19 protein-coding genes, 1 other RNA gene and 1 pseudogene are annotated in these 25,897 nt (G+C 71.9%); 11 read left to right on the top strand and 10 right to left on the bottom strand.

The annotated features are described in order from the left end of the window. Positions 1 to 10: 10 nt before the first annotated feature. Positions 11 to 1,258 (top strand): bifunctional RNase H/acid phosphatase, encoded by a 1,248-nt coding sequence (locus N8I87_RS12035; protein WP_263208177.1) that lies wholly within the window; start codon positions 11 to 13, stop codon positions 1,256 to 1,258. Here the strand turns inward: N8I87_RS12035 and eda are convergent. Then, entirely contained in the window at positions 1,246 to 1,893 is a 648-nt protein-coding gene (eda, locus tag N8I87_RS12030; protein ID WP_263216403.1) for a bifunctional 4-hydroxy-2-oxoglutarate aldolase/2-dehydro-3-deoxy-phosphogluconate aldolase, read from the bottom strand. The two genes, N8I87_RS12035 and eda, sit on opposite strands and share 13 nt — an antisense overlap. A 75-nt stretch (positions 1,894 to 1,968) precedes the next feature. Next, positions 1,969 to 2,751: a peroxide stress protein YaaA gene (gene yaaA / locus N8I87_RS12025; protein WP_263208174.1), complete on the bottom strand. Its 783-nt coding sequence runs from the start codon at positions 2,749 to 2,751 to the stop codon at positions 1,969 to 1,971. Positions 2,752 to 2,827: 76 nt separating this feature from the next. Here yaaA and N8I87_RS12020 point away from each other — a divergent pair, with 76 nt between their 5' ends. Next, positions 2,828 to 4,261 carry an RNB domain-containing ribonuclease gene (locus N8I87_RS12020; RefSeq protein WP_263208172.1) on the top strand — a complete coding sequence of 478 codons (1,434 nt, stop codon included), beginning with the start codon at positions 2,828 to 2,830 and terminating at the stop codon, positions 4,259 to 4,261. Here the strand turns inward: N8I87_RS12020 and N8I87_RS12015 are convergent. Beyond that, entirely contained in the window at positions 4,206 to 4,817 is a 612-nt protein-coding gene (locus tag N8I87_RS12015) for a hypothetical protein (protein WP_263208169.1), read from the bottom strand. The genes N8I87_RS12020 and N8I87_RS12015 overlap by 56 nt on opposite strands. After that, positions 4,814 to 5,599, bottom strand: coding sequence for a MerR family transcriptional regulator (locus N8I87_RS12010; RefSeq protein ID WP_263208166.1), 786 nt, complete (start codon positions 5,597 to 5,599; stop codon positions 4,814 to 4,816). The genes N8I87_RS12015 and N8I87_RS12010 overlap by 4 nt, the downstream gene beginning before the upstream one ends. A gap of 145 nt (positions 5,600 to 5,744) precedes the next feature. Between N8I87_RS12010 and N8I87_RS12005 the strand changes: the two genes are divergently transcribed. The 3 genes and pseudogenes from N8I87_RS12005 (at position 5,745) to rnpB (ending at position 7,890) form a co-directional block, all read left to right on the top strand. Next, the gene (locus N8I87_RS12005; protein WP_263208164.1) at positions 5,745 to 6,569 is read left to right on the top strand and encodes an AraC family transcriptional regulator; all 825 of its coding nucleotides are present in this window, start codon (positions 5,745 to 5,747) and stop codon (positions 6,567 to 6,569) included. 19 nt (positions 6,570 to 6,588) lie between these two features. Beyond that, positions 6,589 to 7,368 (top strand): annotated as a pseudogene (locus N8I87_RS44325) (DMT family transporter); the annotation flags it as partial. Positions 7,369 to 7,483: 115 nt separating this feature from the next. Then, positions 7,484 to 7,890: RNase P RNA component class A (gene rnpB, locus N8I87_RS11995), an RNA gene on the top strand. Between the two features lie 29 nt (positions 7,891 to 7,919). Here rnpB and N8I87_RS11990 read toward each other — a convergent pair. The 3 genes from N8I87_RS11990 to N8I87_RS11980 form a co-directional block, all read right to left on the bottom strand. Continuing rightward, positions 7,920 to 8,435, bottom strand: a complete 516-nt coding sequence (locus N8I87_RS11990; RefSeq protein WP_263208159.1) for a Pycsar system effector family protein — start codon at positions 8,433 to 8,435, stop codon at positions 7,920 to 7,922. Between the two features lie 101 nt (positions 8,436 to 8,536). Further along, the gene (locus N8I87_RS11985) at positions 8,537 to 10,345 is read right to left on the bottom strand and encodes a CATRA conflict system CASPASE/TPR repeat-associated protein (protein ID WP_263208156.1); all 1,809 of its coding nucleotides are present in this window, start codon (positions 10,343 to 10,345) and stop codon (positions 8,537 to 8,539) included. Continuing rightward, entirely contained in the window at positions 10,314 to 10,691 is a 378-nt protein-coding gene (locus N8I87_RS11980) for a CATRA system-associated protein (RefSeq protein WP_263208153.1), read from the bottom strand. Before N8I87_RS11980 ends, N8I87_RS11985 begins: the two co-directional genes overlap by 32 nt. Positions 10,692 to 10,827: 136 nt before the next feature. Here N8I87_RS11980 and N8I87_RS11975 point away from each other — a divergent pair, with 136 nt between their 5' ends. The 5 genes from N8I87_RS11975 (at position 10,828) to N8I87_RS11955 (ending at position 23,686) form a co-directional block, all read left to right on the top strand. Continuing rightward, positions 10,828 to 15,039, top strand: a complete 4,212-nt coding sequence (locus tag N8I87_RS11975) for a CHAT domain-containing protein (RefSeq protein WP_263208151.1) — start codon at positions 10,828 to 10,830, stop codon at positions 15,037 to 15,039. A gap of 59 nt (positions 15,040 to 15,098) precedes the next feature. Further along, entirely contained in the window at positions 15,099 to 18,395 is a 3,297-nt protein-coding gene (locus tag N8I87_RS11970) for a CHAT domain-containing tetratricopeptide repeat protein (protein ID WP_263208149.1), read from the top strand. Positions 18,396 to 18,468: 73 nt separating this feature from the next. Beyond that, positions 18,469 to 19,119 (top strand): hypothetical protein, encoded by a 651-nt coding sequence (locus tag N8I87_RS11965; RefSeq protein ID WP_263208148.1) that lies wholly within the window; start codon positions 18,469 to 18,471, stop codon positions 19,117 to 19,119. 1 nt (position 19,120) lies between these two features. Continuing rightward, the gene (locus N8I87_RS11960) at positions 19,121 to 22,141 is read left to right on the top strand and encodes a CHAT domain-containing protein (protein ID WP_263208146.1); all 3,021 of its coding nucleotides are present in this window, start codon (positions 19,121 to 19,123) and stop codon (positions 22,139 to 22,141) included. A gap of 63 nt (positions 22,142 to 22,204) precedes the next feature. Next, positions 22,205 to 23,686 (top strand): immunity 49 family protein, encoded by a 1,482-nt coding sequence (locus tag N8I87_RS11955; RefSeq protein WP_263208143.1) that lies wholly within the window; start codon positions 22,205 to 22,207, stop codon positions 23,684 to 23,686. A 41-nt stretch (positions 23,687 to 23,727) separates the two neighbouring features. On the opposite strand, the gene N8I87_RS11950 is transcribed toward N8I87_RS11955, so the two are convergent. Then, positions 23,728 to 24,327 carry a TetR/AcrR family transcriptional regulator gene (locus N8I87_RS11950; protein WP_411577217.1) on the bottom strand — a complete coding sequence of 200 codons (600 nt, stop codon included), beginning with the start codon at positions 24,325 to 24,327 and terminating at the stop codon, positions 23,728 to 23,730. 51 nt (positions 24,328 to 24,378) lie between these two features. Between N8I87_RS11950 and N8I87_RS11945 the strand changes: the two genes are divergently transcribed. Next, positions 24,379 to 24,780 (top strand): DUF2867 domain-containing protein, encoded by a 402-nt coding sequence (locus tag N8I87_RS11945; protein WP_263208139.1) that lies wholly within the window; start codon positions 24,379 to 24,381, stop codon positions 24,778 to 24,780. 21 nt (positions 24,781 to 24,801) lie between these two features. On the opposite strand, the gene N8I87_RS11940 is transcribed toward N8I87_RS11945, so the two are convergent. Both N8I87_RS11940 and N8I87_RS11935 read right to left on the bottom strand, forming a co-directional pair. Then, positions 24,802 to 25,164: a MazG-like family protein gene (locus N8I87_RS11940; protein WP_263208138.1), complete on the bottom strand. Its 363-nt coding sequence runs from the start codon at positions 25,162 to 25,164 to the stop codon at positions 24,802 to 24,804. Between the two features lie 47 nt (positions 25,165 to 25,211). Then, positions 25,212 to 25,757 (bottom strand): DoxX family protein, encoded by a 546-nt coding sequence (locus tag N8I87_RS11935; RefSeq protein WP_263208136.1) that lies wholly within the window; start codon positions 25,755 to 25,757, stop codon positions 25,212 to 25,214. Positions 25,758 to 25,897: the final 140 nt, after the last annotated feature.

The raw sequence follows: 25,897 nt of genomic DNA, 5'->3' as shown, positions 1-25,897 counted from the left end.
GGCGGACGGCGTGCGGGAGTTCATCGTCGAGGCCGACGGCGGGTCGCGGGGCAACCCGGGGCCGGCCGGCTACGGGGCCGTGGTGATCGACGCGGCCACGGGCGAGACTCTCGCCGAGGCGGCCGAGCACATCGGGGTCGCCACCAACAACGTCGCCGAGTACCGGGGGCTGTTGGCCGGTCTGCGGGCGGCGCGGGAACTGGACCCGTCGGCCCGGGTCCACGTCCGGATGGACTCCAAGCTCGTCGTCGAGCAGATGTCGGGGCGCTGGAAGATCAAGCACCCGGATCTGAAGCCCCTCGCGATGGAGGCGAGTCGCGTCCTTCCGGCGGACCGGGTGACGTACGAGTGGATCCCGCGCGAGCGGAACAAGCACGCGGACCGACTGGCCAACGAGGCGATGGACGCCGGGAGCCGGGGCGAACAGTGGGACGCGTCGGCCTCGACGGCGGCCCTGAAGAGGCCGGCCGCCATTCCGGAGCCGCCGCAGGAGGGCGTGAAGTCCGACGCCGACATGCGCGCCGCCCACGCGGTGGCCTCCGGCACGGCAACGCCGTCCGGCTCCCCGGCCGCGACCACTGCCACATCCGCCCCCGCCACCTCCACCCCCGGCTGGAGCTCCGCCCCCGATCTCGGCGCGCCCGCCACCCTCGTGCTGTTGCGGCACGGTGAGACCCCGCTGACTCCGCAGAAGCGGTTCTCGGGCAGTGGCGGTACGGATCCGTCCCTCTCCGACGTCGGCCGGGAGCAGGCCGAGCGGGTCGGGGCGGCGCTGGCGAGGCGAGGCACGATCCAGGCGATCGTCGCGTCTCCGCTGGCCCGGACCCGCGAGACCGCCGGCATCGTCGCCGCCCACCTCGGGCTGGACGTCGCGATCGACGACGGGCTGCGGGAGACGGACTTCGGCGCCTGGGAGGGACTCACCTTCGGCGAGGTGCGCGAGCGCCACCCGGACGACCTCAATGCCTGGCTGGCCGATACTCAGGCCCGGCCCACCGGCGACGGCGAGAGCTTCGCGGCGACCGCCACCCGGATCGCCGCCACCCGCGACAAACTGGTCGCGGCGTACGCGGGCCGCACGGTCCTGCTCGTCACGCACGTCACCCCGATCAAGACCTTCGTCCGCCTCGCCCTCGGCGCCCCGCCCGAGTCCCTGTTCCGCATGGAACTGTCGGCGGCCTCGCTGTCGGCGGTCGCGTACTACGCGGACGGCAACGCGAGCGTACGGCTGTTCAATGACACCTCTCACCTCCGCTGAGCCGCTGTAAGCCGCGCCGCCTGACGTGCCAGCGCCTCGACGCGCCCCCAGTCCCCGGCGCCGGCCGCGTCCGCCGGGATCATCCAGGTCCCGCCCACACAGCCGACGTTGGGGAGGGACAGATACTCCGGGGCGTTGAGCGGGCCGATGCCCCCGGTGGGGCAGAAGCGGGCCTGCGGCAGCGGGCCGGCCAGCGACCTCAGATAGGCCGTGCCGCCGGCCGCCTGTGCCGGGAAGAACTTCATCTCCCGCACCCCGCGCTCCAGCAGCGCCACCACCTCCGTCGTGGTCGACACCCCCGGCAGGAACGGCACCCCTGAGGCCCGCATGGCGTCCAGCAGCACGTCCGTCCAGCCCGGGCTCACCAGGAACCGCGCCCCCGCCGCCGTGCACTCGCTCACCTGAGCCGGTGCGATGACCGTGCCCGCGCCCACCACCGCGTCCGGCACCTCGGCGGCGATCGCCCTGATGGCGTCGAGCGCGGCCGGGGTCCGCAGCGTCACCTCGATCGCGGGCAGCCCGCCCGAGACCAGCGCCCGCGCGAGCGGTACGGCGTCGGCGGCGTCCTCGACGACCACGACCGGAACGACGGGCGCGAGGTCCAGCAGAGAGGGTGGCGGCGGCATGGCGCACATCCTGCCCACGGCACACAGCATGCGCAAAGCTCGTTGCACATGCCGCAATGCCCTGCCGGGGAGGGCGGCTCGGGGTCAGTGAATCTCCGTCACCAGCACGTCCAGCGACCATGCCTGCCCCGCCTGCGCGGGCGACTCCGCCTCCACCACGTACCCGAGATCGCGCAACGCCTCGACCAGCCGGGCCGGGTCCTCCGGCGCGGACCCCGACGACAGCAGGCTCCGCACGATCCGCCCCTTCGTCGCCTTGTTGAAGTGGCTGACGACCTTCCGGGTCGGAGCGTGCAGCACCCGCACGGTCGCGGTGCGCCCCGCGACCTCACCCTTCGGCTTCCAGGCGGCCGCGTACGCGGAGGATCGCAGGTCGAGGACCAGGCCGCCGCCCGCCACCTCGGGAAGCACCGGCGCCATGGCCGTGCGCCAGTGCGTGCCCAGGGCCCCGAGGCCCGGCAGCTTCACGCCCATCGAGCAGCGGTAGGAGGGGATTCGGTCGGTCACCCGTAGGGCGCCCCACAGTCCGGAGAAGACCAGCAGCGAGCGCGCGGCACGCCGCTTGGCGGCCGTGTCGAGGGAGGCCAGGCCGAGGGAGTCGTACAGGACACCCGTGTAGATCTCCCCGGCCGGGCGGGCCCCGGCCGTCCGCAGCACCGTGTTCTTCGCGACCTCGCCCCGCAGCCCCTCGCTCAGCCCGAGCACCTCGCGCGCCTTCTCCTCGTCACCCGCGCACAGCTCGACGAGCTCGCCCAGCACGGCCTCACGGGCGGCGCCGAGCCCCGGCAGGGACAGCGACTCCGGCTTCAGGGGGGCGCCACGGCCCGAGGACGCCTTGCCTTCGGAGGGAGGCAGCAGGACGAGCACACGTACTCCTTCGATAGAGCTGTTCCGCGCCAGCGTACGGCGTGCCACCCGCCCGCCCCCGCCCTACGCTCGACTCATGCCCCGCCGCCACATCAGCGTGACCGGCGCCCCCGAAGCCCCTCTCCGGGCCGCCTTCACCGCGCTCCGTGCCGCACTGGGAGTTCCCCGGAACTTCCCGGCCGAGGTGCTCGCCGAGGCCGAGCGGGCCGCGAAGGCCCCCGCCCCGCCGGCGTACGACGCCACCGACATCCCCTTCTTCACCATCGACCCGCCCGGCTCCACCGACCTCGACCAGGCGATCCATCTGTCCCCCCGGGACGGCGGCCACCGCGTCCGCTACGCCATCGCCGACGTCGCCGCCTTCGTCGTACCCGGCGGCGTGCTCGACGCGGAGACCCACCGGCGGGCGACCACCCTCTACTTCCCGGACGGCAAGGTCCCGCTGCACCCCGGCGTCCTCGGCGACGGCGCCGCAAGCCTCCTCCCGGACCAGGACCGCCCGGCCGTCCTGTGGACCGTCGACCTCGACGCGGACGGCCGTCAGCGCGCCGTCGACGTCCGCCGGGCCCTGGTCCGCAGCCGCGCCAGGTTCGACCACGAGGGCGTGCAGAAGCAGATCGACACCGGCACCGCCGAGGTCCCGGTCGCGCTGCTCAAGGAGATCGGCGAGACCCGCGAGCGACTGGAGGCCGAGCGCGGCGGCATCTCGCTCCAGGTGCCCGAGCAGCAGATCGTCCAGAGCGACCACCGCTACGCCCCGGCCTACCGCGCCCCCCTCCCCGTCGAGGCCTGGAACGCCCAGCTCTCCCTGCTCACCGGCATGGCGGCGGCCCAAGTGATGCTGGCCCACGGGACCGGCGTCCTGCGCACCCTCCCGGCCGCCCCGGGCGGCGCCGTGGCCCGGCTGCGCCGTACCGCGCACGCCCTGCGCATCGACTGGCCGCACCACATGTCCTACGCGGCACTGATCCGCTCCCTCGACCCGCACCGCCCCCGGCACGCGGCCTTCCTCCAGGAGTGCACGACCCTGCTGCGCGGCGCGGGCTACACCGTCTTCCGGAACGGCGCCCTGCCCGCGCTCACCACGCACGCCGCAGTCGCCGCCCCCTACGCCCACTGCACGGCCCCGCTGCGCCGGCTCGCCGACCGCTACGCCACCGAGATCTGCCTCGCGGCCGCCGCCGGACATTCCTCGCCGGACTGGGTGCTCGCCGCGCTCGACGAACTGCCCCGGTGGATGGCCGAGGGCTCCCGGCGCGCGGCCACCGTGGAGCGGGAGTGCGTCGACATCGTCGAGGCCGCGCTGCTGATGGACCGGGTCGGGGACGTCTTCGACGGATGCGTGGTCGACGTGGACGAGGACCGGCCCACCGTGGGGACCGTGCAGCTCGAGTCGCCCGCCGTCATCGGCCGGATCGAGGGCGACCGCCTCCCCCTGGGGGAGCGGCTGCGGGTCAGGCTCGTGCAGGCGGATCCGGGAGCGGCGAAGGTGCTGTTCGCGCCTGCCTGAGGGCCCGTACGAGACGGTCGGCCTCGTCGGCGTGCAGCCGGACCACGCTCACCTCGCGCCGACGGCCGAGGAGGGTGACATGGGGGACGGGCCCGGCCAGCTCCACGGTGACGGAGGTCTGGGAGCCGACCGCGATGTTCAGTTCGCGGGCGTCGGCGCCCTCGTGGGTGGAGCGGGTCTCGCGCCGTACGGCCGTGATCCGCTCCAGCGGTATCCGCAGATCGACGCGCACCCCATGGCGGACGCGCAGCGCATCCGCCGTCAGCACGTGCGGACGGACCACGGACGCCGCGTGCAGCGCGACGACCAGCACCACGGTGTAGACGTCCAGGGCCAGCACCACCCGGTGCGCCGTGGGCCAGTCGCGCAGCAGTACGGACATGGTGAACGTCTCGATCACACACACGAAGGCGAACCCGGCCGTCGTCGCGCCCTGCCCCCGCGCATACCCGAACCCCCGGCCCGCGCCCGTCCCGTGGCCGCGCCGGACCACCCACAGCCACAGACTCGCGAGCAGCCGCACTTCGTGACGGGCGAGCGCGTACGCCGTCCTCATGGCCGTCCCCCGGTGAGAATCCGCAGCGCGCGGCGGATCGCCTCCGCCTGGGCGGGCGCCAGGTCGGCGTAGACGGCACGGAGGACCGCGGCGGTGGGGGTCCCCCCGGTCGAGCGAAGTCGAGAGTGGGGGAGATCGATCTGTTCCTCGGGCAGCAGATCCCGCGGGATGCAGGCGGCGAGGGAACGGGCCGTCTCCGCCACGCGCGGGTCGTCCCGGTCGGCGTCCGCCAGCCGGTCCAGCAGCGCGTACGCCTCCTGGGCGCGGGCCAGGGCGTCCGGGTCGTCCAGGACGCCGCGCAGGGCGGACATCATCCGTTCCTTCTCCGGCGCGGGTGCCCCGGTGTCGATCAGCGCGAGGATCTCGCGGTCCTTGGCGGCCATGGGGGAGTCGTACGCGGGCGCCATCCCGGCGAGCAGCGCGGCCAGTTCGGGGGAGACGGGATCGTGGGCGGTCAGCTCACCCGCGTCCAGCAGCGCCCGCAGCCGGGCCCGGCGCTCCCGGATCTCCTTCTCCTGCCGGGCCAGGTCCTCGTCGAGTTCGGTGAGCACCTCGACGAGGTCCTTGCCGGCGTCCTCCGCGAGCACGTCCCGCACCTCGGCCAGGCCGAGCCCCAGCTCGGTCAGCCGCCGGATCCGGGCGAGTACGACGGCGTGCCGGAGGGTGTAGCTCCGATAGCCGTTCGGCCGGCGCTCGGGCTCGGGCAGCAGGCCCAGGTGGTGGTAGTGCCGCACGGTGCGCGTGGTGACGCCCACGGCGGTGGCGAGTTCTCCGATCCGCATGGGATCAGTACAGACGTTGACGTCGCGGCAGGGTCAAGCGCACACCCACGGACCTCCCGCTGCCCGGCATGGAAACCGGCGCCGGATGCATTGCACCCGTAGAAGCACGCAGGGCGAGGGCGCAGGGCGCACAAGGGGGTGTCACATGCCGGAGCAGGCGCGATGGACGCGAGCGAGGCTGGGCCGCTGCGGACCCCGGCTCGACCTCCTCACGGCCCGTTTCGACAAACACGTCTACGCCCCGCACGCCCACGACGAATTCACCATCGGCGTGTGCGTCGGCGGCTCCGAGGTGATCGACTACCGAGGCGGCCACATCCGTACCGGCCCGGGCTCCATCGTCGTACTGGCCCCTGGCGAGGTGCACACGGGCGGCCCCGCCACACCCACGGAGGGCTACGCCTACCGCGCCCTGTACGCCGACCCCGCCCTGCTGGCCGACGGCACCCTCGGGGGCCTCCCGCACTTTCGCGAGCCGCTCGTCGACGACCCCGAACTGGCCACCGCCTTCCGGCTCGCCCACGCCGAACTCGCCCGCTGCCCCGACCCCCTGGAGGCCGAGGCGCGCCTCCCCTGGCTGCTCACGGCCCTGGCCCGGCGCCACTCCACGGCGAGACCGGCGTCGGACCATCTCCCGGGCGCGCACGGCGTAGCGCTGACGGTCCGTGACCGTCTGGCCGACGAACTGCTGGAGCCGCCCTCGCTGGCCGCCCTCGCCACCGACCTGGGCCTGTCCCGGTACCAACTCCTGCGCGCGTTCCGTACGACGATGGGCATGCCCCCCTACGCCTGGCTCGCCCAGTACCGGGTGACCCGGGCCCGCACCCTGCTGGACTCGGGCCTGCGCCCGGCCGAGGTGGCGCCCCTGGTGGGTTTCGCGGACCAGGCGCACCTCACCCGCTGGTTCCGCCGGGTGCTGGGGGTGACGCCGGCGGCGTACCGCAACAGCGTTCAAGACACCCGGTGGTGAGACGGCTGAAACTCGCCGTATGACTGCACGCGGCTGGTTCCTGTTCTCCCTGATGGGAGTGGTCTGGGGCATCCCCTATCTGATGATCAAGGTGGCGGTGGACGCGGTGTCCCCGTCGATGGTGGTCTTCACGCGCTGTGCGCTGGGCGCGCTGCTCCTGCTCCCCTTCGCGCTGCGCCAGGGGGGCCTGACCAGGACCGTCCGCGCCCACTGGCGCCCCATGCTGGCCTTCGCGTGCATCGAGATCATGGGCCCCTGGTTCACCCTCACCGACGCGGAACGGCATCTGTCCAGCTCCACGGCGGGCCTGCTGATCGCGGGCGTCCCGATCGTCGGCGTCGTCCTGGCCCGCTTCTTCGGTGAGACGGAACGGCTGGGCATCCGCCGGGTGACCGGCCTGGGCCTCGGCCTCGCGGGCGTCGCGGTGCTCACGATCCCCCACCTCACAGGCGGCGACGCGCGCTCACTCGGAGAGGTGTTCCTGACGGTGCTGGGCTACGCGACGGCACCCCTGATAGCCGCACGCCGCCTCAAGGACGTCCCGACCCTCCAGCTCACGGCCCCCTGCCTGGCGCTGGCCGCCCTGGTCTACGCCCCCGCCGCCGCGGCCACCTGGCCCTCCGAGGTCCCCTCCACCCAGGTCCTGGCCGCCCTCGCGGGCCTCGGTGTCATCTGCACGGCGGTCGCCTTCGTGGCCTTCCTCGAACTGATCAAGGAGGCGGGCCCGACCCGGGCCACGGTGATCACGTACGTCAATCCGGCGGTCGCGGTGGCGGCGGGCGCCCTGTTCCTGGACGAGCCCCTGACGGCCGGCATCATCGTGGCCTTCACCCTGATCCTGGCGGGATCGGTCCTGGCCACGGCCGCGGCGCCGAAGAGGCCGGCACGCCCGCTAACATGGTCCACACGGCAGACGAGCCGGGCGGACGGCCGCGTGGAGTCCCCCTAGGGGGCTTCCCGAGGAACGTCCGGGCTCCGCAGGGCAGGGTGGTGGCTAACGGCCACCTGGGGCGACCCACGGGACAGTGCCACAGAAAACAAACCGCCGGGGACCTCGGTCCTCGGTAAGGGTGAAACGGCGGTGTAAGAGACCACCAGTGCCCAGGGTGACCTGGGCAGCTAGGTAAACCCCACCCGGAGCAAGGTCAAAAGGAGCGGCTGTAAAAGGCGGCTCTGCGCGGACGTTCGAGGGCTGCCCGCCCGAGTCCGCGGGTAGACCGCACGAGGCCGACGGCAACGCCGGCCCTAGATGGATGGCCGTCGCCCCGGGCTCCGCGAGGAACCCGGGGAACAGAACCCGGCGTACAGCCCGACTCGTCTGCCGCTCCTCGTTGCTCACGCCGCGGTTGCTTACGTCGCGTCGCCGAGTACGCCGAGGGTCGCGGTCAGGAGTACGGACGCGAAGGCGTACAGGAGCAGGACGGTGCCGATACTGCTCCAGAAGTACTTCTGGCGGGCGACGTGCGCGTTGGCCCAGATCTGTTCGGCGACGGCGGTGGTCAGTTTTCTGTCGTCGGCCAGGAGGCGTGAGAGCGCTTGGGTGTAGCCGTCCTCGGGGGAGCGGTAGGCGCGGGCGATGTGTTCGAAGAACAGCAGGTTGGGTGGCTGCTCGTTGTTCCCGTTGTTCCCGTTGGTCTTCCTGCGCGGGCGCAGGACCAGGCCGGCGGCCATCGCCGAGCCCGCGGTCAGCGCAGCGCCCAGGGATGCGGCGAGGTCGAAGGGGAGGTTGCGCGGGGATGTGGTGGTGACCAGGCTGTACAGGATGCCTCCGATGACTCCCGCCGCGGTGAGCGTCACCGCCGCCTTGGCTTCGGCGTGCTTGATCCAGTCGGTGACGATCTGGAGCGTTCGCCAGGCGTTGTCCACGCCGGACGACTGCGGCGGGTGTATCCGCGGTATGGACGTCGGCCGACGTCGCGTTCTGGGCACCATAGGGGTCCCTTCGTTCCTCGGTGATACTTCCGGCGTCAGGCGGGAAGCCACAGCCACGCCTGTGCCTCGTACTCCTTGAACTCGGCGCGCACACGCCGGAACTGCTCCGGGTCCAGCCCCGGATAGCCCTCCCCGACGACGTACTCGTAGAGCGGGTCGGAGACCAGGGCGGCGAAGTCGACCTGCGGATTGTTCCGGAGAGCGGTGCGCAGGACCGCGCTGTCGAGCATGCGGCTGACCTTGATGATGCCGCTGCCCGAGTAGCCGAGGGCGCCGATTCCGACCGGTCCCACGACGGTGGCCAGGCGCAGGCGCATCCGGTCGCGGAAACGGCGGTTGTCGGCGCCGAGTTGGTCCTGCCAGGAACGCAGTACGTGCGGCAGTGCCCGGTGCAGTTCCGTCTTGTCCGGGAGGAAGATGTTCATCCCGTCTCCGGTGCCCTGGTGGTCGGTCTCCTCCAGGGAGATGCCCAGACCTCCGAGGACCTGCCGGACGAGGTGGGCGAGCCGGAATTGCAGGTCGCTCTGTTCCGGGGACGTGCGGCGGCTGTATCCCTCGATGTCCACGGCGAACCCCATACGGAGTCCGACGGGCCCCAAGGCGCCATCAGCGGGGGAGCGGGCGGAGCGGGGCTCGTCGGGCGTCGCGGACGAGCGGACGGAACCGCCGCCCGGCTGAGACGGCCCCCGTTGGGTATCGCCGCTCGGCTGAGACGGTCTCCGCTGGGTATCGGCGCCCGGCTGAGGGCCGGCCGCGTCGGGTACGGGGCCGAGCAGGCGGCGCAGATCCTCGGCGCGCAGGCGGGCGCTCGTCAGATAGTCGGCGTCGTTGCCGAGTTGACGGGGGAGCCACTCGGCGAGTTCCCGGTCGGTGGGGAAGAGGCCGGCCCGGTCCTTGGTCATGTTGTCGACCGCTATGCGCACGGTCTGCAGCATGTCCCGCACATTGGCGTGGACCAGGGCGAGTCGAGCCTCGTCGTCGCGCAGCGCACCGAGTTCGGCGGGGGCGTCGGCCGGGTGCCGACGGGCCAACTCGGGCAGCTGCTCGGTACGTTCGACGACCCGCCGGATCAGGGTGCCGATCACCTCTCCGTCGCCCCGGACCCGGGCCTGGTAGCGCAGCTTCGCCGCGTGCAGGGAGTAGCGGCACAGGGGTGGCATGTCGGGTTGCCCCTGGCTCCACGTCCAGGCGCTGAGCTGTGCGTCCTGGTCCTGCGGGGCCAGTACGACGATGCGCCGCCCGGGCCCGGTGTCGTCCGGCGAGAGCTCCCACACGGCGAAGCCCTGCTCGGTGGTCCAGCCCCGCTGCCACCAGTAGGGAGCGTTGTCGCCGTCGGGAAGAGCCCTGCGGACCTCGGCGGCCGCGAGGTCGAGCGGCGGGATGTCCGCACCGACGAACTTCGCCTGGTACACACGCGTCTCGCCCAGCAGCGCCTCGGTGCCGTCGGCGGTCAGCCCGGCCCACCACCGATCGAACTCCACCCAGCCGGGAGGCGAGGCCGAGCCGATGCGCAGGCGTCTGGAGGCAGACCCGAGCGGCGCCGCCAGAGCGACCGACAGGTTGACCACGTCGTGCTCGCGCCGCACCACCGCCTGGAAGTCCGCCGTCGGGAGCTCCTGAGCGGCCGCGGGCCTTCCCGGAACGAGGGTTCTGGGATCGGGCGGCAGCGCGGTCGGCAGGCCCGTGCCGGCGATCGGCTGGTCCATGCCGAGCTCGTCCCGGCAGCGCTCCCAGATGCGGCGTATCTGCTCGTACCCCTGCGGGGCATACGGTCCGTCAAGCGCCGTATAGAGATGGACGACGAGCTCCTGATCAATCGGCGACCTGGCCAGGTCCGTCGTCATCGCCACCTCCCCGGGTGACGGTGCCTACGCCGGGCTCGGCGCCCTGCGGCGGCGGGCCACCGAGCGAGTGGACCAGATGATTCGCCTGGTCCCGGGTGTGCGGCGGGGCCGGGATCACCGGGTCGGCACCGATCCTGGTGATCCGCACCGGCCCGGACAGCTCGAGTTCGGAGGTGACGTCGCGTACACCGTCGCCGTCACCGGCCGCCAGCGCTTCGGCGAGCTCGTCCACAAGGGCCTGCACCCGGTCCCAACGCTGGGGCGAGAGCCTCCATTCGAGCAGATCGCCCAGCACCTCCAACACGTCGGTTCGCGTCTCGTCGTCGATCGTCTGCCGACCCGTCACCGATCCCCCTCGACCCCGTACTCTTCACTTAGCGTATCCGTCGCGACACAGATCTATACGTCCGAGCCGCCGCTCCGGTTCCCCCACGTGGATCCGGACAGCGGGGCGACGGTGATCGCCTACCCGGGGGAGGGGTATGAGCATGGACACCGGGGAGCCGGACCTGCTCGCCGAGATGGCGGGCATGCTGACCGGCTCCGCCGCACAGGACGGACAGGCGCGCGGTACCGCCCTTGCCTGGTTCTCGTCCGCCGGAGCAGCGCTGTCGGAGCGGCTGGAGTCGTCGGCCGACGCGGGAGACGACGAGCGGACCGTCGCACTGGCACAGCATCTGGTGCACTTCCTGATCGCCGTACAGGACTGGGCCGCTCTGGAGACGACCAGCCGTCTCGGCCTCGCGGGCGCGGCGCGCCTCGGAACCGACCCGGTGCGTATGGACCTGCTCCAGAGCCTGGGGGTCGCGCTGCAGCACCAGGGACGGGACGCCGACGCCGAGCCGGTGTTCCAGGAGGTCGCCGACCTCGCCACCGACCTGGACGACCAGCCGGTCCGTGCCTCGGCACTGGCCCACCTCGGACAACTCCACCACCGCCGTGGTGACCTGGCCCGGGCCGCGGCCCTGCTGCAGCAGGCGGCGCTGGCCTACCGCACCGCCCGCCATCCGCGCGGCGAGGCCCGGACGTCGGGTGATCTGGCTCCGCTTCTGCACGCGCTCGGCGACCCGGACCAGGCGGCCGACTACTCGGCCCGCGCCCGGCGCCTCTTCCACGCCATGGGCGACCGGCTGAACGAGGCGCGGTCCCTGCGGCTCGTCGCGGCGGCCCAGGCCGAGGCGGGCGCCGACGAGGAGGCACTGCGCACCCTCCGGGTCGCCGTCGAGATGTTCGACGCCGACGGCGCCGCCCCCGACGCGGCAGAGGCGCTGCACACCGCCGCACGTCTGCACCGGCGGCGCGGAGACACACCCGCCGCGCGGGCCGCCGCACGCGAAGCCCTGGACAGGACACGCGCCACCGGTGCGCCCGCCCGCGAAATGGAGGAGCTCCACGCCGTCCTGGAGGCGGAGGAGGCCGTGGCCGCTCTGCTCACCGCCGAGACGAAGGAGGAACGGGACGCGGCCGTCACGGGTCATCCCGCACTGCTCGGCGGGCTGGCGCTGCAGATGCTCGTCAACCGGCGGGACGCGATCGGCTCGGTTCCGGACGCGGTCCGGCCTGTTCCGGACGCGACGGGCGGGCGGGCCGGAGAAGGCCGTCTGGACGCGGCACTGGATCACCTCGCGGCCCTGCCCGACGGCGCTCTGGCCGAGTGGTGCCGGATCGACTGGGCGGAGCTGTGCAGGGTCGCCGGGGACAACGCCGAGCCGCTGCCGTCCGGCCTGTCCGAACCGCTGCGGCAGAGGCTGCTCACGGACCGCCCCGACCGGCGCGGCGCCCTGCTCACCGAGGCGCTCGCACTCGTCCCCGCCGACCGCCATCCAGGAGCACACGGACTCCTCCTCGCCGAACTCGCCCAGCTGTACGCCACGAGCTCCGGCGGTGACCCCGAGGGCCACGACCAGTCGATCCGGCTCGCCGAGCAGGCGGCCCGGCTGCTGAACCGGCCGGAGAGCCGGGACAAGTGGGCCGTGGTCCAGGCCTTCCTGGGATCGGCCTGGCGCTCCCGCCCGCGTGGGAACAAGGCCGAGAACATCGCACAGGCACAGCGTGCCCTCCGCGGCGCCCTCACCTTCTTCCGCCGTTCCACCAGCCCCGTGGAGTGGGCGGCGACCGTCGCCAACCTGGCAAACGCCTACTGGGAGTGCCCGGCCGACCGGACCCGCAACCTGCGCCGTGCGCTGCACCGCCACCTCGCAGCCTTGACCGTGTTCACCCGGGAGGACTTCCCGGACCGTTGGGCGATCGCGCAGAGCAACATCGGTCTCGTCCTGTCCGAACCGGCGCTCGCCGCGGACCCCGACGCACTGGAACTCGGCCGGCGCCACCTCGAACAAGCAGTACGGATGCCTGAACTCAGCGGCCCCGCACGCGCCCACGCGCTGGTCAACCTGAGCCGCTGCTACCGGATGCGGCTCCAGGGCGACCACGATGCCAACCAAAGTACGGCCCTGCACCACGCGCAGCAGGCCTTCGCGCTCTACGAGGAGTCACGGCTCCCGCTCGACATGGCGAACGCCGCCACCGCCATCGCCGACGCCCTGGCCAACACCGCCGTCCGCAGCGGCTCGGCCGCCCTCGACGAGGCGGTCGCGTGGTACCGACGCGGCCTCGAACTGGCCCCCGCGGACGAGGACCCCCTCATGCACGCCTCCATCGCGGACAACCTGGCCAACACCCTCGTCCAGCGCCGCGAGGTCACGGCCGAGGAACTCGACACCGCGATCCTGCTCCACACGACGGCGCTGGAGACGTACGAAGCGCACGGCGACCACCACGAAGCGGCACGCGCCCGCTACAACCTGGCCGCCACCCTGCGCCGCGGGGACCGGCCCGACACCGAGCGAGCCGTCCAACTGCTGGAAAGCAGCCTCGAGACACGCACACCGGACACGGTGCCCCTGGAGTGGGCCGAGTCCGCCACCGAGCTGGCCAGGGCCTGGCTGACCTCTCTCAGCCCCGAGGGCAGGGGCGACCGGGTCGCCAGGGCGGTGGGGCTCCTCACCGAGGTCGTGTCGTTCGTCCCGTCGGCGAGCGCGCCCGACCACGCCCGGCGCGCCTGGGGCCTGCTGGGCGACGCGCACGCCGAGACCGGGGCCTGGCCCGCGGCGGCCGACGCCTACGAGCGGGCTCTCGAAGCGGCTGAGAACCTCTACCGGATCACCGTGCTGCCCGGCGGCAAGGAGGCAGAACTCGTCCAGACCGCCGACCTTCCCCGAGAGGCCGCCCACGCCCTGGTCCGTGCCGGGCGCCCGGAGCGCGCGGTCGCCGTCATGGAGCAGAGCCGGGCCCGGGACCTGGGCGACAGACTGCAGCGCGACCGCGTCGAACTGGACGTCCTGGGCCGGGAACACCCCGACGTCGTGGCCGACTTCCGCTCAGCCGTGCGGCGCGTTCGGACGGTGGAGGCCCGCCGGCGTGCCGACCGGGGCACGGCCGAGTCCGGCGCCCCGCGCCGCCTGCGCGCCGCGATGACGGATGCGCAGGCGCAGCTCACCGCCGCCACCGAAGCCGTCCGGGCCCTGCCCGGCTTCCACGACTTCCTGCGATCGGCGCCGATGGCGGCCGTGCGCCGGGCCGTGGCCGACGGACCTCCGCTGGTCTACCTCATCACGGCACGACACGGCAGTGTGGCCCTCCTCGTCCAGGGGCTGCCGGAGGAACCCGGAATCCGTATCGACGTCGTACAAGCACCGCTGTCCGAACCGGAGTTGCTCCTTGCGCTCGCCGCACACCCGTCGCTGGAGGAGGACGAGGACCTACGGCCGTTGCTCGACCTGCTGGGCACCCGGCTGATGGCTCCGCTGGCGAAGCGCCTGCGCTCCCTGGACGTCAGCCGTGTCGTCCTGGTGACCACCGGCATCCTCGGCGTCCTGCCCGTCCACGCCGCCCGTATTCCAGTGGAAGTTCCGGTGGAAGAAACGACGCGCTGCCTGTTCGACGACGTCGCCGTGTCGTACACACCCTCCGCGCGCGTGCTCATCGCCGCCCGGACCACGGCCACCGAGCATCCGTACCGCACGCCCCGGCTGCTGGGAGTCGCCGAGCCCCATCCGTGCGAACCACCGCTTCCCTGGGCCGGACCCGAACTCGACGCGGTGCGCGGGCTGTTCACCGACCCCGGTCGGACGCTGACCGGGGCCGACGCCACGAAGGAGAACCTGCTTCAGGCGCTTCCGGCCGCGACCCATCTGCACTTCGCCGGGCACGGCTATTACGATTCCGCCGACCCGGTCGCATCCAGTCTGGAACTCGCCGACGGCGACCGCCTCACCCTTCGTGAACTGCTGGACGGCCAGGCCCTCGCCGGCATCCGGCTCGTCGTGGCCTCCGCCTGCCGGACGGCGGTGACCGACATGACGCGCCTGCCCGACGAGGCCATCGGCCTGCCCGCCGGGCTGGTGCAGTCCGGAGCGGCCGGCGTCGTCGGAAGCCTGTGGGAGGTCAACGACCGCTCCACGGCGTTGCTGATCGCCAGGTTCTACGCCTACCACCTGCTCGGCGCGCCGGAACAGCACGAGCCGCCGATGCCGCCCGCGGTGGCACTGGCCCGTGCCCAGTCCTGGCTGCGTGACGCCGACACAGTCGAACTCAACAGGTTCGCCGCGTCCGTGGGTCTGCGCCGGGCTCGCGCCACGTACGCCGAACGGCCTTCCCATTGGGCGGCCTTCGTCCTGGTCGGCGAGGGCTGACCCGTGGGCGGCAGGTGCGAAGACCGCGTAGGGCACATCGCAAAGAGAGGCGGGGCGCGGTGACACGGGACGAACTGAGCGCGGCGGTGGCGGAACGGCTGCGCAGAGTGGCCGCGACTCGGGATCTCACCCTCGTACTGGAACCCGGCGCGGAGGACGAGGCCATCCGGCTGACCGCCCTGCTGGACGCGCACGGCTACGAGGACGAGGACGAGGACGAGAACGGGAGCGCCGGCGACGCCGAGTACCCCGGCGAGGGGGAAAGCGAGGGGGAAAGGAAGGCCGCGCTCATCGCCCGTCACCGCCTCGGTTGGCTGCATTGGTACCGCTATCGCGCTCTTCCCGACGACCGACCGGCGGAGGAGGAGAGGGAACTCGACGCCGCCGCGGCCATGTTCACCCCCTGCCTGCTCGCCGGTATGACCTCTCTCCCCGAGCCGCTCCGCCCGCTGCTGATCCACCAGGCCGTCGTGGACGCCACGGCCCTGCTGGAACTGGTGCTCCGCTCCGCCGATCCGCGCCTTCCCGACCGAGCCGTACGCCGGTGGCGCCGTATTCTCGACGTGACTCCCGGCGACCATCCCGACCGGGACGTCATGCTGGCCAACCTGGCGATCACCCTCCTGCAGCGCTTCGGCACCCAGGCATCCCCCCAGGATCTGGACGCCGCCGTCGACGCCGCGCGGGAGGCGACCCGTCTCACCCCGGCCGGCCATCCCGCTCTGGCCCGCAGACTCTCCAACCTCGGACTGACGCTCCGTAAACGGTATGAACACGGTGGTCGGCAGGCCGACCTGGAAGAGGCGATCCAGGCCGCGGAAGAGGCCGTGGTACACACTCCCGAAGGGCACCCCGACCGCCCCGCCGTGCTCGCCAACCTCGGCATGGCCCAGGCCGTCCGGTTCGGGAGGGACGGTATGTCCGGCGATCTCGACGAGGCGGTCCGTACCGCCCGAGCGGCCCTGGACCGTGTACCCGCCGACCACCCCGACCGGCCGACCATGCTCAACGGCCTCGCCGTCGCGCTGCGCCGACGAACCGGGCGCGGTGCGGGAGACGACCGGGAGCGCGACCTGGACGACGCCGTCGACGCCGCGCGGGAGGCCGTAAGCCTGACCCCGGCAGACCACCCGGACCGCGCCGGGCTCCTGTCCAACCTCGGCCTCGTGCTGCGGACACGGTACGAAATCCTCCACGAAGGGGACGGGGGAGGACGACGCGAGGAGGCTGAGGACGGAGACGGCGACGGGGACGGAGACCTCCGGGAACGCGGTGCGGAGGACATCGACGAGGCGATCGAGGCGGGCCGTGAGGCCCTCTCCCGCACGCCCCGCGACCACTCCGAGCGGGCCGCCCGGCTGTCCAACCTCGGTCTGGCGCTGCGCATACGGTTCGAGGAGCGCGGCGCTGCCACCGATCTGGACGAGGCCATCGACAAGGGCCGGGACGCCGTCGGCCTGCTGTCCCCGGACCACCCCGACCTGGCCGGCGTCTCCTCCAACCTCGGCCTCGCGCTCCGTCTCCGACACCTGACGACGCGTCAGGACCGCACCACGGCGGACGAGGACCTCCATGAAGCAGTCTCCGTCTTCACCGCTGCCGCCCGGACGAAGACCGCCGCACCCTCACTGCGCGTCTACGCCGCCCGCAGCGCGGCCGACCTGACCGTCTCCTCCGATCCCGGGCGCGCCGCCGACCTGCTGGAACACGCCGTCCGGCTGCTTCCTCAGGTGGCTCCCGGGCAGCAGGCGCGAGGTGATCAGCAGTACGAACTCGGCCGCACCGCCGGGCTGGCGGGCGAGGCGGCCTCCCTCGCCCTGGCCGGTCCGTCCGGGTCCCCCGGTGCGGAGGAAGACGGGCAACGGGCCGTGCGGGCGCTGCGGTTGCTGGAGGCCGGGCGGGCGGTCCTCCTCAGCCAGGCGCTGGACGTCCGGGGCGACCTGACCGAACTCCGTGAGCGGCATACGAACCTGGCGGAGCGGTTCACCCAGCTGCGGGCCCTGCTGGACGGGCAGTCCGGTGCCCCGGCCGACCGCCGCCGCTGGGCGGCCGGTCTCACCGATCTCCTCGCCCGTATCCGCGGCCTGGAGGGGTTCTCCTCGTTCGCCCGTCCTCCCGCCCTTTCCGACCTGCTCGACGAGGCAGGGGAGGGTGCGGTGGTCGCCTTCGCTGTCAGCCGCTACCGCAGCGACGCCCTGCTTCTCCACGGCACAGGTGTCACTGCCCTCCCGCTGCCCGGGCTCATCTGGGACGACCTGCTGGAACAGATCCGCGTGTTCCACCGTGCCCTGGAGTCCGCGGGGGACGCGGAGGCGTCCCGGCAGCAGCTCCAGGACGCTCAGAAGACACTCCGAGGTGTCCTGGAATGGCTCTGGGACCGGGTCACCGGGCCGGTCCTGGACGCGCTGGGCCATACCGCCGAACCAGCGCCCGGCGAGCCGTGGCCCAGGGTGTGGTGGGCGACCGGCGGAGTGCTGGGGCTGCTGCCGGTGCACGCGGCCGGTCATCATGGCGATCCGCCCGGCGGGCCCTCGGGCACGGGACGGCGCACGGTCATGGACCGCGTGGTCTCCTCTCACACGCCTACGGTCCGAGCCCTGAGCCACGCCCGACGCCGACGGGAGACACAACGCGAGACCCAGCGGGCAAGGACAGCGGCGACCAACCTCGGGACGGCCCAGGCGGGAGCGGCCGCGGAGGAGGACCGGTCGCTGATCGTCGCCATGCCCGTCACGCCCGGCGCACCACCGCTGCACAAGGTTCGCCTGGAGGTCCAGAAGGTCAGCGGTCGGCTGCCCCGACCGGTCGTTCTCTCCCCGGACATCTCTCCGGACCCCTCCCCGGACGAAAAGGGAAACGGAAGCGGAGACCTTCTCCCGACCCGGGACAACGTGCTGGCGCACCTGCCCGGCTGCGCGGTGGCGCACTTCTCCTGCCACGGCGAGGCCCGCGCCGACGACCCGTCCAGCAGCCGGCTGTTCCTCCTGGACCATGAGACGGCGCCGTTCACCGTCGCCGGACTCGCGCCCGTACGCCTCGATCGGGCTCAACTGGCCTATCTGTCGGCGTGCCGGACCGCGTTCAGCGGCTCCACGCGGCTCGCCGACGAGGCGATCCATCTGGTGTCCGCGTTCCAACTGGCGGGATTCCCGCATGTCGTCGGCACCCAGTGGGAGATCAGCGACGCCAGAGCCGTGGAGATCGCGGACCTCTTCTACACCGAGACACGGAACGAGGAAGGGGAATTCGACAGCGACCGGGCCGCGTTCGCGCTGCACCGGGCGGTGCGCAAGCTACGGGACCGCATCCCGCGAACTCCCTTTCTGTGGGCCGCATTTGTACATGCCGGGGCCTGACCGGGGTGCATTGCCACATACTGGTCCGGGTGTCATTGCACGATCGGATGGACGCGGTCGGACGGAGTAGGCGTTGGCGCTGTTCAGCAGGGATCGACGGCCGATCGAGGACCTGATCCGCAAAGCCAACTCGGTGTTCGAGAAGTTCTCTTCGGACGACGAGTACTTGGAGTCGGCGGTGAGGCCTTTGCTCGTGGAGCTGTGCGTCGCGGTAAAGGCCGATGAGTTCAGGACGGTGGACGAACTCGAAGCGGTTGCCGCCCCACTGCGTTCCATGCCGCCCGTCACCGCGGCGTTCTGCGCCGCGAGTGTGCTCCACACGGGTGGGCGGGTATTGGCCAAGGAGCCCCTCGGCGAGTCGCTGACGCATTTCATCGCGACTGCCGGCATGGCCGGTGCCTGGAAGGCGGTGACCCTGGTCGAGGGCAGACAGAGCGTTCACAACCTGATCAGCTCGCTCGACGTGCTGTGGCGGTACGAGCCCTCGCCGTACCGGGAGTTCGATCACGCGCAGACCGTCTATGTGAGCGGGCACCTCGCGCTCGGCCTGGGGCTCGACCACGACACGTTGGCCAGTCGCTGGCGGCAGGCTCTGCGGCTGCTGGCCGAGGCCGATCCGACAGCGGCACGGAGCGCGGCGGAGCGCGACAAACTCGCGCACACCAAGCGGCACTTGGAGCAGGAGTGGCGCGCACAGCTGGCATCGCTCTCGGCGACCTCCTGAGATGTTCCGCTCCCGAAGACCTCACCGGCACGAGGCAGCCCGCGCCGAAGCCGCCACCGGGCTGTACGAGCGGTTCGTGAACACGAAGCCGACGGTGCTCCAGACGCTGGAGGACGCGGCGATGGAAGCGATCGTCACCGGTGTCTGCTACCGGGTCACACCTCGTACCTCGCTGGGTGTCTCCCTGCCGACGCCGGACCCGGACCCGGACGCCGGCCGTAACGGTCTGCTCGCCGAGGCGATCGCTCTGCTGGATCCGGTGGTGGAGCGAGATGTCCAGCAGCCGGGCACCCTGGCCCTGATGGCACGCTGCCTGAAGGCGCTGCACCGTGAAACGGGCGACGTCGCACCACTGCGGCGCGCTGTCGCACTGTGGGAGAGGGCCGCGACCGCCGATCCGGCCTCCGCCGCTGTCCGGCACGACCTCGGCGCCGCGCTCGTCGACCTCGCCGTCTACGAGGGCGGTGCCGCGCACGTGGCCGAAGCGGCCCGCCACGCACACGAGGCGACCCGGCTGTGCACCGCCACCGACAGGCGGAAGGCGACCTATCTGTGTGGTTTCAGCCGCGCTCTGTGCGCCCTCTTCGAACGCACGGGCAAGGACGACGTCCGAAAGCTGGCGGTCAGTGAGGCGGCCTCCGCGGCGACCTTGAACGGTGAACCGGTACCCGCCGAGTGCGGGTACGCGCTCGGGGCGGCCCTTCTGACGTCCTACGAGGCGACAGGCTCCCTGCTGGAGATCGAGTACGCCGTCTCCACGCTCCGGCAGGTGGTGGATCTCGAGCCCCTTCCTGAGTACCTGCTGGCCCTGGCCCGGGCTCTGTGTCTGATGTACCCGACATGCCGGGACGAGCGGATCCTGCGCGAGGCCGTTCAGACGTCCCGGCGCGCCCTTGCCGCGGCCCTGCCCTCGGACCCCACGCGATACCGGTACCTCCAGCAGGCGGCGCACGCCCGGCTGCTCAGCCACGCGGCACACGGCGGCCGGGGAGTGGTCGACGTCGCGGTGCCGTTTCAGCGCCTGGCCATCGGTTCCATGCCCGAGGACCATCCCCACCGCGTCGACGCGATCGGGGTGCTGGCCGACATCTGGCTGGCGCAGTACGAGAAGACCAAGGAGACCGCGGACCTCGACGGGGCGTACGAGGCCACCCTCGTGGCGAAGCGGCTGAGCAAGGAACACCCCGACCACCACCGTCACTTGGCCCGGTACGGCAGGGGAGCACGGCTGGCCGTAGAGACGACGAAGGATGCTGCCTACCTTCGGCTGGGCATCAGCGCCACCACCGAAGCGCTGAACACGGACGGTCTGCCCAAGGACCTCGAGGCGTCCTACCTCCTGCAGACCGCCACCCTGCTGATCGACTACACCGACCTGCACCCCGACGACGAACTGCGACAGGCCGCCAGAAACATGTTGGCCGAGTGCACCAGGATCGACGATCAGGAACCACACGTGCTGGCCGAGGCCGCCGGCCGGTGGGCGGATCTCGCCATCGCGGCGGAGTCGTGGCTGGAAGCCGGGACGGCCCATTTCGGCGCGCTCAGCGCGATGTGGCGGATGACCGGCATGGAAGTCAGCCGCGAGTCCCAGGAAAGCACCCTGCATCGTTTCTCCGGAATGGCCTCGTCGGGCGCGGCCTGTCTGGTGCAGGCGGGAAAGCCGATGCACGCGCTCACCGTCCTGGAGCTCGGCCGCGGGGTGATGATGACGCGGGACCTGAATTTCTACGACGAGATACGGGCCTTACGACGCTCCGCACCGGAGCTGAGCCACCGGCTGTCCGAGCAGTTGAAGAAGCGCGACGAGGCGGCGGCGATGCTGGGCAGCCGACTGATCCTCGCGACAGAGGGCTTACCGGGCGACGGGCGGATCGGCGACCTGCGGCGCGTCGCCGCGCGCAATCTGAAGATGCTGGCGGCGGAGGTGCGTAAAGTCCCCGGCCATGAGCGGTTCATGGAACCGCCGTCGGACGAAGAACTGCTGGCGGCGTCCGGCCAGGGGCCGATCGTCGTCGTCAACCTCAGTCCGCTGCGGTCGGACGCGCTGGTGGTGCGGCCGACCGGTGTCACGGTGGTCCCCCTGCCCGCCATCACTCCGGAGGCGGTGGCCACGCTCGTGGATACGTTCCAGGCAGCCGTGGCGAAGGCCGACGCCGCCGCGAACGACACGATGCTCGACGGGCTCGCCTGGCTCTGGGACAACCTGGCCGAGCCGGTACTCTCCGTCGCGGCACCGGGAAAGCGCCGCGTCGGTCCCCTGCCCCGCCTGTGGTGGTGCCCCACCGGACCGTTGAGCCATCTGCCCCTGCACGCCGCCGGACACCATCGCGCGGGCGACGGACGGACCGTCGCGGAACGGGTGATCTCTTCCTACATTCCGACGATCTCGGCACTGCGGCGGGTCCGCGCTCGGCAGACGGATCCGTCGGCCGCTGACCGGGGCCTGCTCGCGGTGGCGGTCAGCCGTACCGAATCCGGCGAGCAGCCGCTTCCGGGCGCACGCTCCGAGGCCGCCGAGATCGCCAAGGTCCACCCTTCCACCCGGATCCTGGCCGACGCTGCGGCGACCAACGCCAGGCTGCTGCGCGAACTTCCCGGATACGGCCGGGTGCACTTCATCTGTCACGCTCTCACCGACACTCGCTCGCCGTCGCTGAGCCGGCTCGTTCTGCACGGTGCCGATGACGTGTTGACCGTCGATGACATCGCCCGTCTGGACCTGTCCTCGGGGAAGCTGGCCTATCTGTCGGTGTGCGAGGCCGCACGGCCCGGTGCGAAGATCACCGACGAGGCGGTCCATATCGCGGGGGCGTTCCTCATCGCCGGATACCCCGACGTCGTCGGCACCCTCTGGCCCATGCCGGACGCGGCGGGACGCCGGCTGGCGCGGCGGTTCTACCGACAGATCTCCGACGGCAGCGGCCCGGCGCACGCGCTGCACCACACCGTGACACAGGCGTACCGGCGCGCCCCCGCCAGCCCTGTTCTGTGGGCGAACCTGGTGCACATTGGCCGATGACAGCAGTTGGCGAGAACAGGCGGCGTTCTCACGGCATTTCGTGCGTCTCGTAGAGTCGCGGGGATGAAACCGGAAAATGCCGAGGAGTTGCTGCGGGACGTACACGCCCGGCTGCTGCCCGTCGATGCGTTCACCCCTGAACTCGCCGAAGCCATGCGCTACGCGCGTGTGGTGGCCGACGGACTCGTCTTCGCCTACGCCCTCGACAAGCCCACCACTGTGCGCATCCTCACCGACAACGACGTGGAGCGTGCGGGGCTGGAGAACCTGGGGCGGGCGGGGTACGCGAACCTGATGCGCGTACCCGTCGAGCACGAGGAGGTGTCGATCGGGGGACGGGCAAGGCTGCACTCGCTGTACGGAGACTCCCCGTTCGTCGCGAGCAAGGCGCTGTTCCTGTCCGAAGCGGCCCGGCAGTTCACCGGCGAGCCGCTCCCGGACGCCGGTGCCCTCGTCGTCGTACCGAACCGGCACCTGCTCGCGTACCACCCGATCACCGACGGCTCCGTGGTCGACGCCGTCAACGGCCTCGCCTCATACGCGTTGGGCACTTACGAGGACGGTCCGGACGCACTGTCCCCGCGGGTCTACTGGTGGCACCGCGGCGGGCTGACGTCGCTCACGGTCATCGACCACGACACGCGAAGCTTCTCCCTGCGGCCGCCACCGCACCTGCTCGGCCTGATGAAGGGCCTGGTCAACCTCGACCGCGCCGGCCGTCTCGCCACCGGCGGTGCGACCACGCCTGCGGACGTCACCGAACTCACCCGCACCACGGCCGAGTCGATAGCACGCGTCGCCGATTCCCCGGCGGGACTGGGCGAGGCCTTCGCGTCCGCCGTCACCCTTGCCCACGCGCACTGCGCCGCCGATCCCGGCGCCGCGGACGTCGACACGTGGGACGCGTGGGCCACCGCCGTACAACTCGGCTCTGCCCTGTACACCGGCGGGCAGCCGCAGGAGGGCTGCTTGGGCGAGGACCACGCATGGCGGCTGCCCGCCACATCCGCCGAACCACCCGCTGACGCCCGCGCCTGGCTCGACGCCCTCTATCTCGCGATCGTGTGCCGCCAGAAGGACCGGATCGGCCGGCTGTGCCAGGTGCCACTGGAGACACTGCGGCAGGACGATTCCGTCGACGAGTACGTCGTGCACTGGATGGAAACCCTGCAGGCCTATTTCTCCGAGCGTCCCATGGACGACGTCGTGGAGAAGCTGCTCGCCACCATGGAGAAGTCCATGCCCGACGCGCTGACCCACGCGCCGAAGGACTTCGTGAACCGCGTCGACTACCAGCCGGTCGCCCTCTTCCACCGCCTGATCGCACGCGACCACGACGCCTTCGCCAAGGCGCTCCCCGAAGCGCTCGCGGAGCACGGCGGCTACTGGGGTGAATCCGGGGCGCCGCGCGCCCGAGTGGCCCTGGGACCGCTCGCGATGGCGAGCATCGCGTACGACTACGGGTTCCCGGTCGCCGCGAAGCACCCGTACATGCCCGCGTATCTCCTCAACCGCGAACGGATCGAGGAAATCCCCTCGGCCTGAACCAACGATGGCCGGCGCGCCATGACCGGCTGCCCGCACGGCTAGGAACGCCGAAGAATGGCATCCATCGTCGCCTCCAGATACGCCGGGAACTCCTCGGGCGAGGGCAGCACGGTCGGCGTGGCGTGGCCGAGCTGGGCGTGCCCCAGATAGAAGCTGTACGCCATCAGCGCGCGCCGTCGGGCCTCGTCCTCGGCGAGGTCCAGTTCGGTGAAGAGCCCGGCCAGATAGCCGATCCGGCGCTCGGTGACCTGTCTCAGCGCGGCGGCCACCTGCGGGTGGTCGGTGCTGGCGAGCAGTGAGATCTCGAGCGGATCGGCCCTGGCCGGCTTGATGACCTGCGTGAACAGCCGGCGCAGGCGTTTTTCCGGGTCCGGCTCGGTCTCCACCGCCGCGATGATCTCCTCGGTGTCCGCCTCGACCCAGCGGGCGAGCGTGGCCTCGATCAGTGCCTCACGGTTGTCGAAGTGCCAGTAGAAGCTGCCCTTCGTGGCACCGAGCCGGGCCGCGAGCGGCTCGACCGCGACCGCCGAGAGGCCGCCGCCCTCCTTGATGGCGGCGAGCGCGGCATCCGCCCAGTCGCGGGCGCTGAGCCGGGCCTTCCTGGTCTGCCGCCTCTCCGCCTTCTGCCGTTGCACCATGTCCATACGCTACCGTATGGTCGACCATACGCAAGCGTATGGAGGTACGCCATGCTCAAGGACAGGCCCGTGGCCGTGGGGTTTCCCGAAGGCGCCCGGCTGATCAGGACGGCGGTGGACCGGCCCGACTACCAGGACGCGTACGCCATGGAGCTGCTGCCAGGGATGCCGCGCGACCCGGCGGCCTGGACGGGCATCCTGCGGGATGCCTTCCCGATCAAGGCGCAGCAGGACGGCGAGGCTCTCATGGACGTGAGCACGGCCGGTCTGGACGCCTGGGCCTCGATCGTCATCGACGACAAGTACGTCACCCTGTGCAGCTCGGTGAAGACCAACGCATGGCGCTCCCGGCTCTACTGGGGCGTCGTGAAGCGCGTGCACCCCTTCATGGCCCGCGCCATGATGATCCGCACCCACCGCAAGCTCGCGCTCGCCGCACAGAAGGCCGCGTAGCAGAAGGTCTCGCGGCAGGGGTTACGTCGCGGCCGGCCCCAGCGACCGCTCCGTCACCCGGGTCAGATGCCGCTCGAAGACCTCGCGCGTGTCCGGTGTCAGTGTGCGCAGGGCGACCAGGGCAGTGATCACGACGTCGCAGAGCTCGCCCTGGACGTCCTCCCACGTATGAGTGACGCCCTTGCGCGGGTTCTGACCCGTCGCGCCGATCACCGCCTCCGCGACCTCGCCGACCTCCTCCGACAGCTTCAGCATGCGCAGCAGCATGCCCTCCTGCCCGCCCTGCGGACGGTTCGCGTCCAGCCAGGACCACAGGTCGTCGATGCGGGCCCAGAGGTCGGGCAGGTCGCAGGGTGCCGTCGCGTGCGTGTCGTGATCGGTCATGCGGGCAGCCTGCCACGGCATCGCTGCGCGGTTCCCCTGCCGCTCGGCTACTCGTCGAACAGCGACTCCTGTTCCCCCTCCTTCTGCTGCCGCACCCGGCTGTTCCGCGCCCCCACCACCACCGCCGTGACCGCCGCCGTCACGCCCAGGGCCACGGGGACCATCCAGCCGCGGTCGAAGACATGGCCGAGGGCATGGTCGAGGGAGAGACGGCCGGGGCCGGTGACGGCGAGGGCGGTCGCGGCCAGGCCGAGAACCACCGGGTACTCGTAACCGCCCTCATAGGCGAAGAAGCCGTTGGGTGCGGCGATCGTGGCCGCGCCCGCCATCGCGCCGGCCGTCACCGCACCCGCGGCCGGCGTGGCCAGGCCCAGCGCCAGCAGGGTGCCGCCGCCCGCCTCCGCGAGCCCTGCCGTCACCGCACTCTCTTTCCCCGGTGAGTAGCCGATGGACTCCATGAACTTGCCGGTCTCCTCGATGCCACCCCCGCCGAACCAGCCGAGTAGCTTCTGCGCGCCGTGTGCGGCGAGCACCCCGCCGGTACCCATTCGGAGCAGCAGCAGGCCCAGATCACGTCGGTCGTAACAGGTCACGGTGACTCTCCATCAGGACAGGCAGACAGCAGGAACAAGGTCCCCTCCGCGTATCCACCGTCGCATCGGGCACACTCGCGCGGCCTGTCCGGGACGCCGTTCGGGTGGCGGGGCCCAGGGAGCGGTGTGAGTCTGGCTGG

It is taken from the genome of Streptomyces sp. HUAS 15-9, assembly GCF_025642155.1.
Lineage (GTDB): Bacteria > Actinomycetota > Actinomycetes > Streptomycetales > Streptomycetaceae > Streptomyces.
The sequence above is the reverse complement of the archived record's forward strand: the minus strand, read 5'-3'. Positions and strand labels throughout refer to the sequence as shown.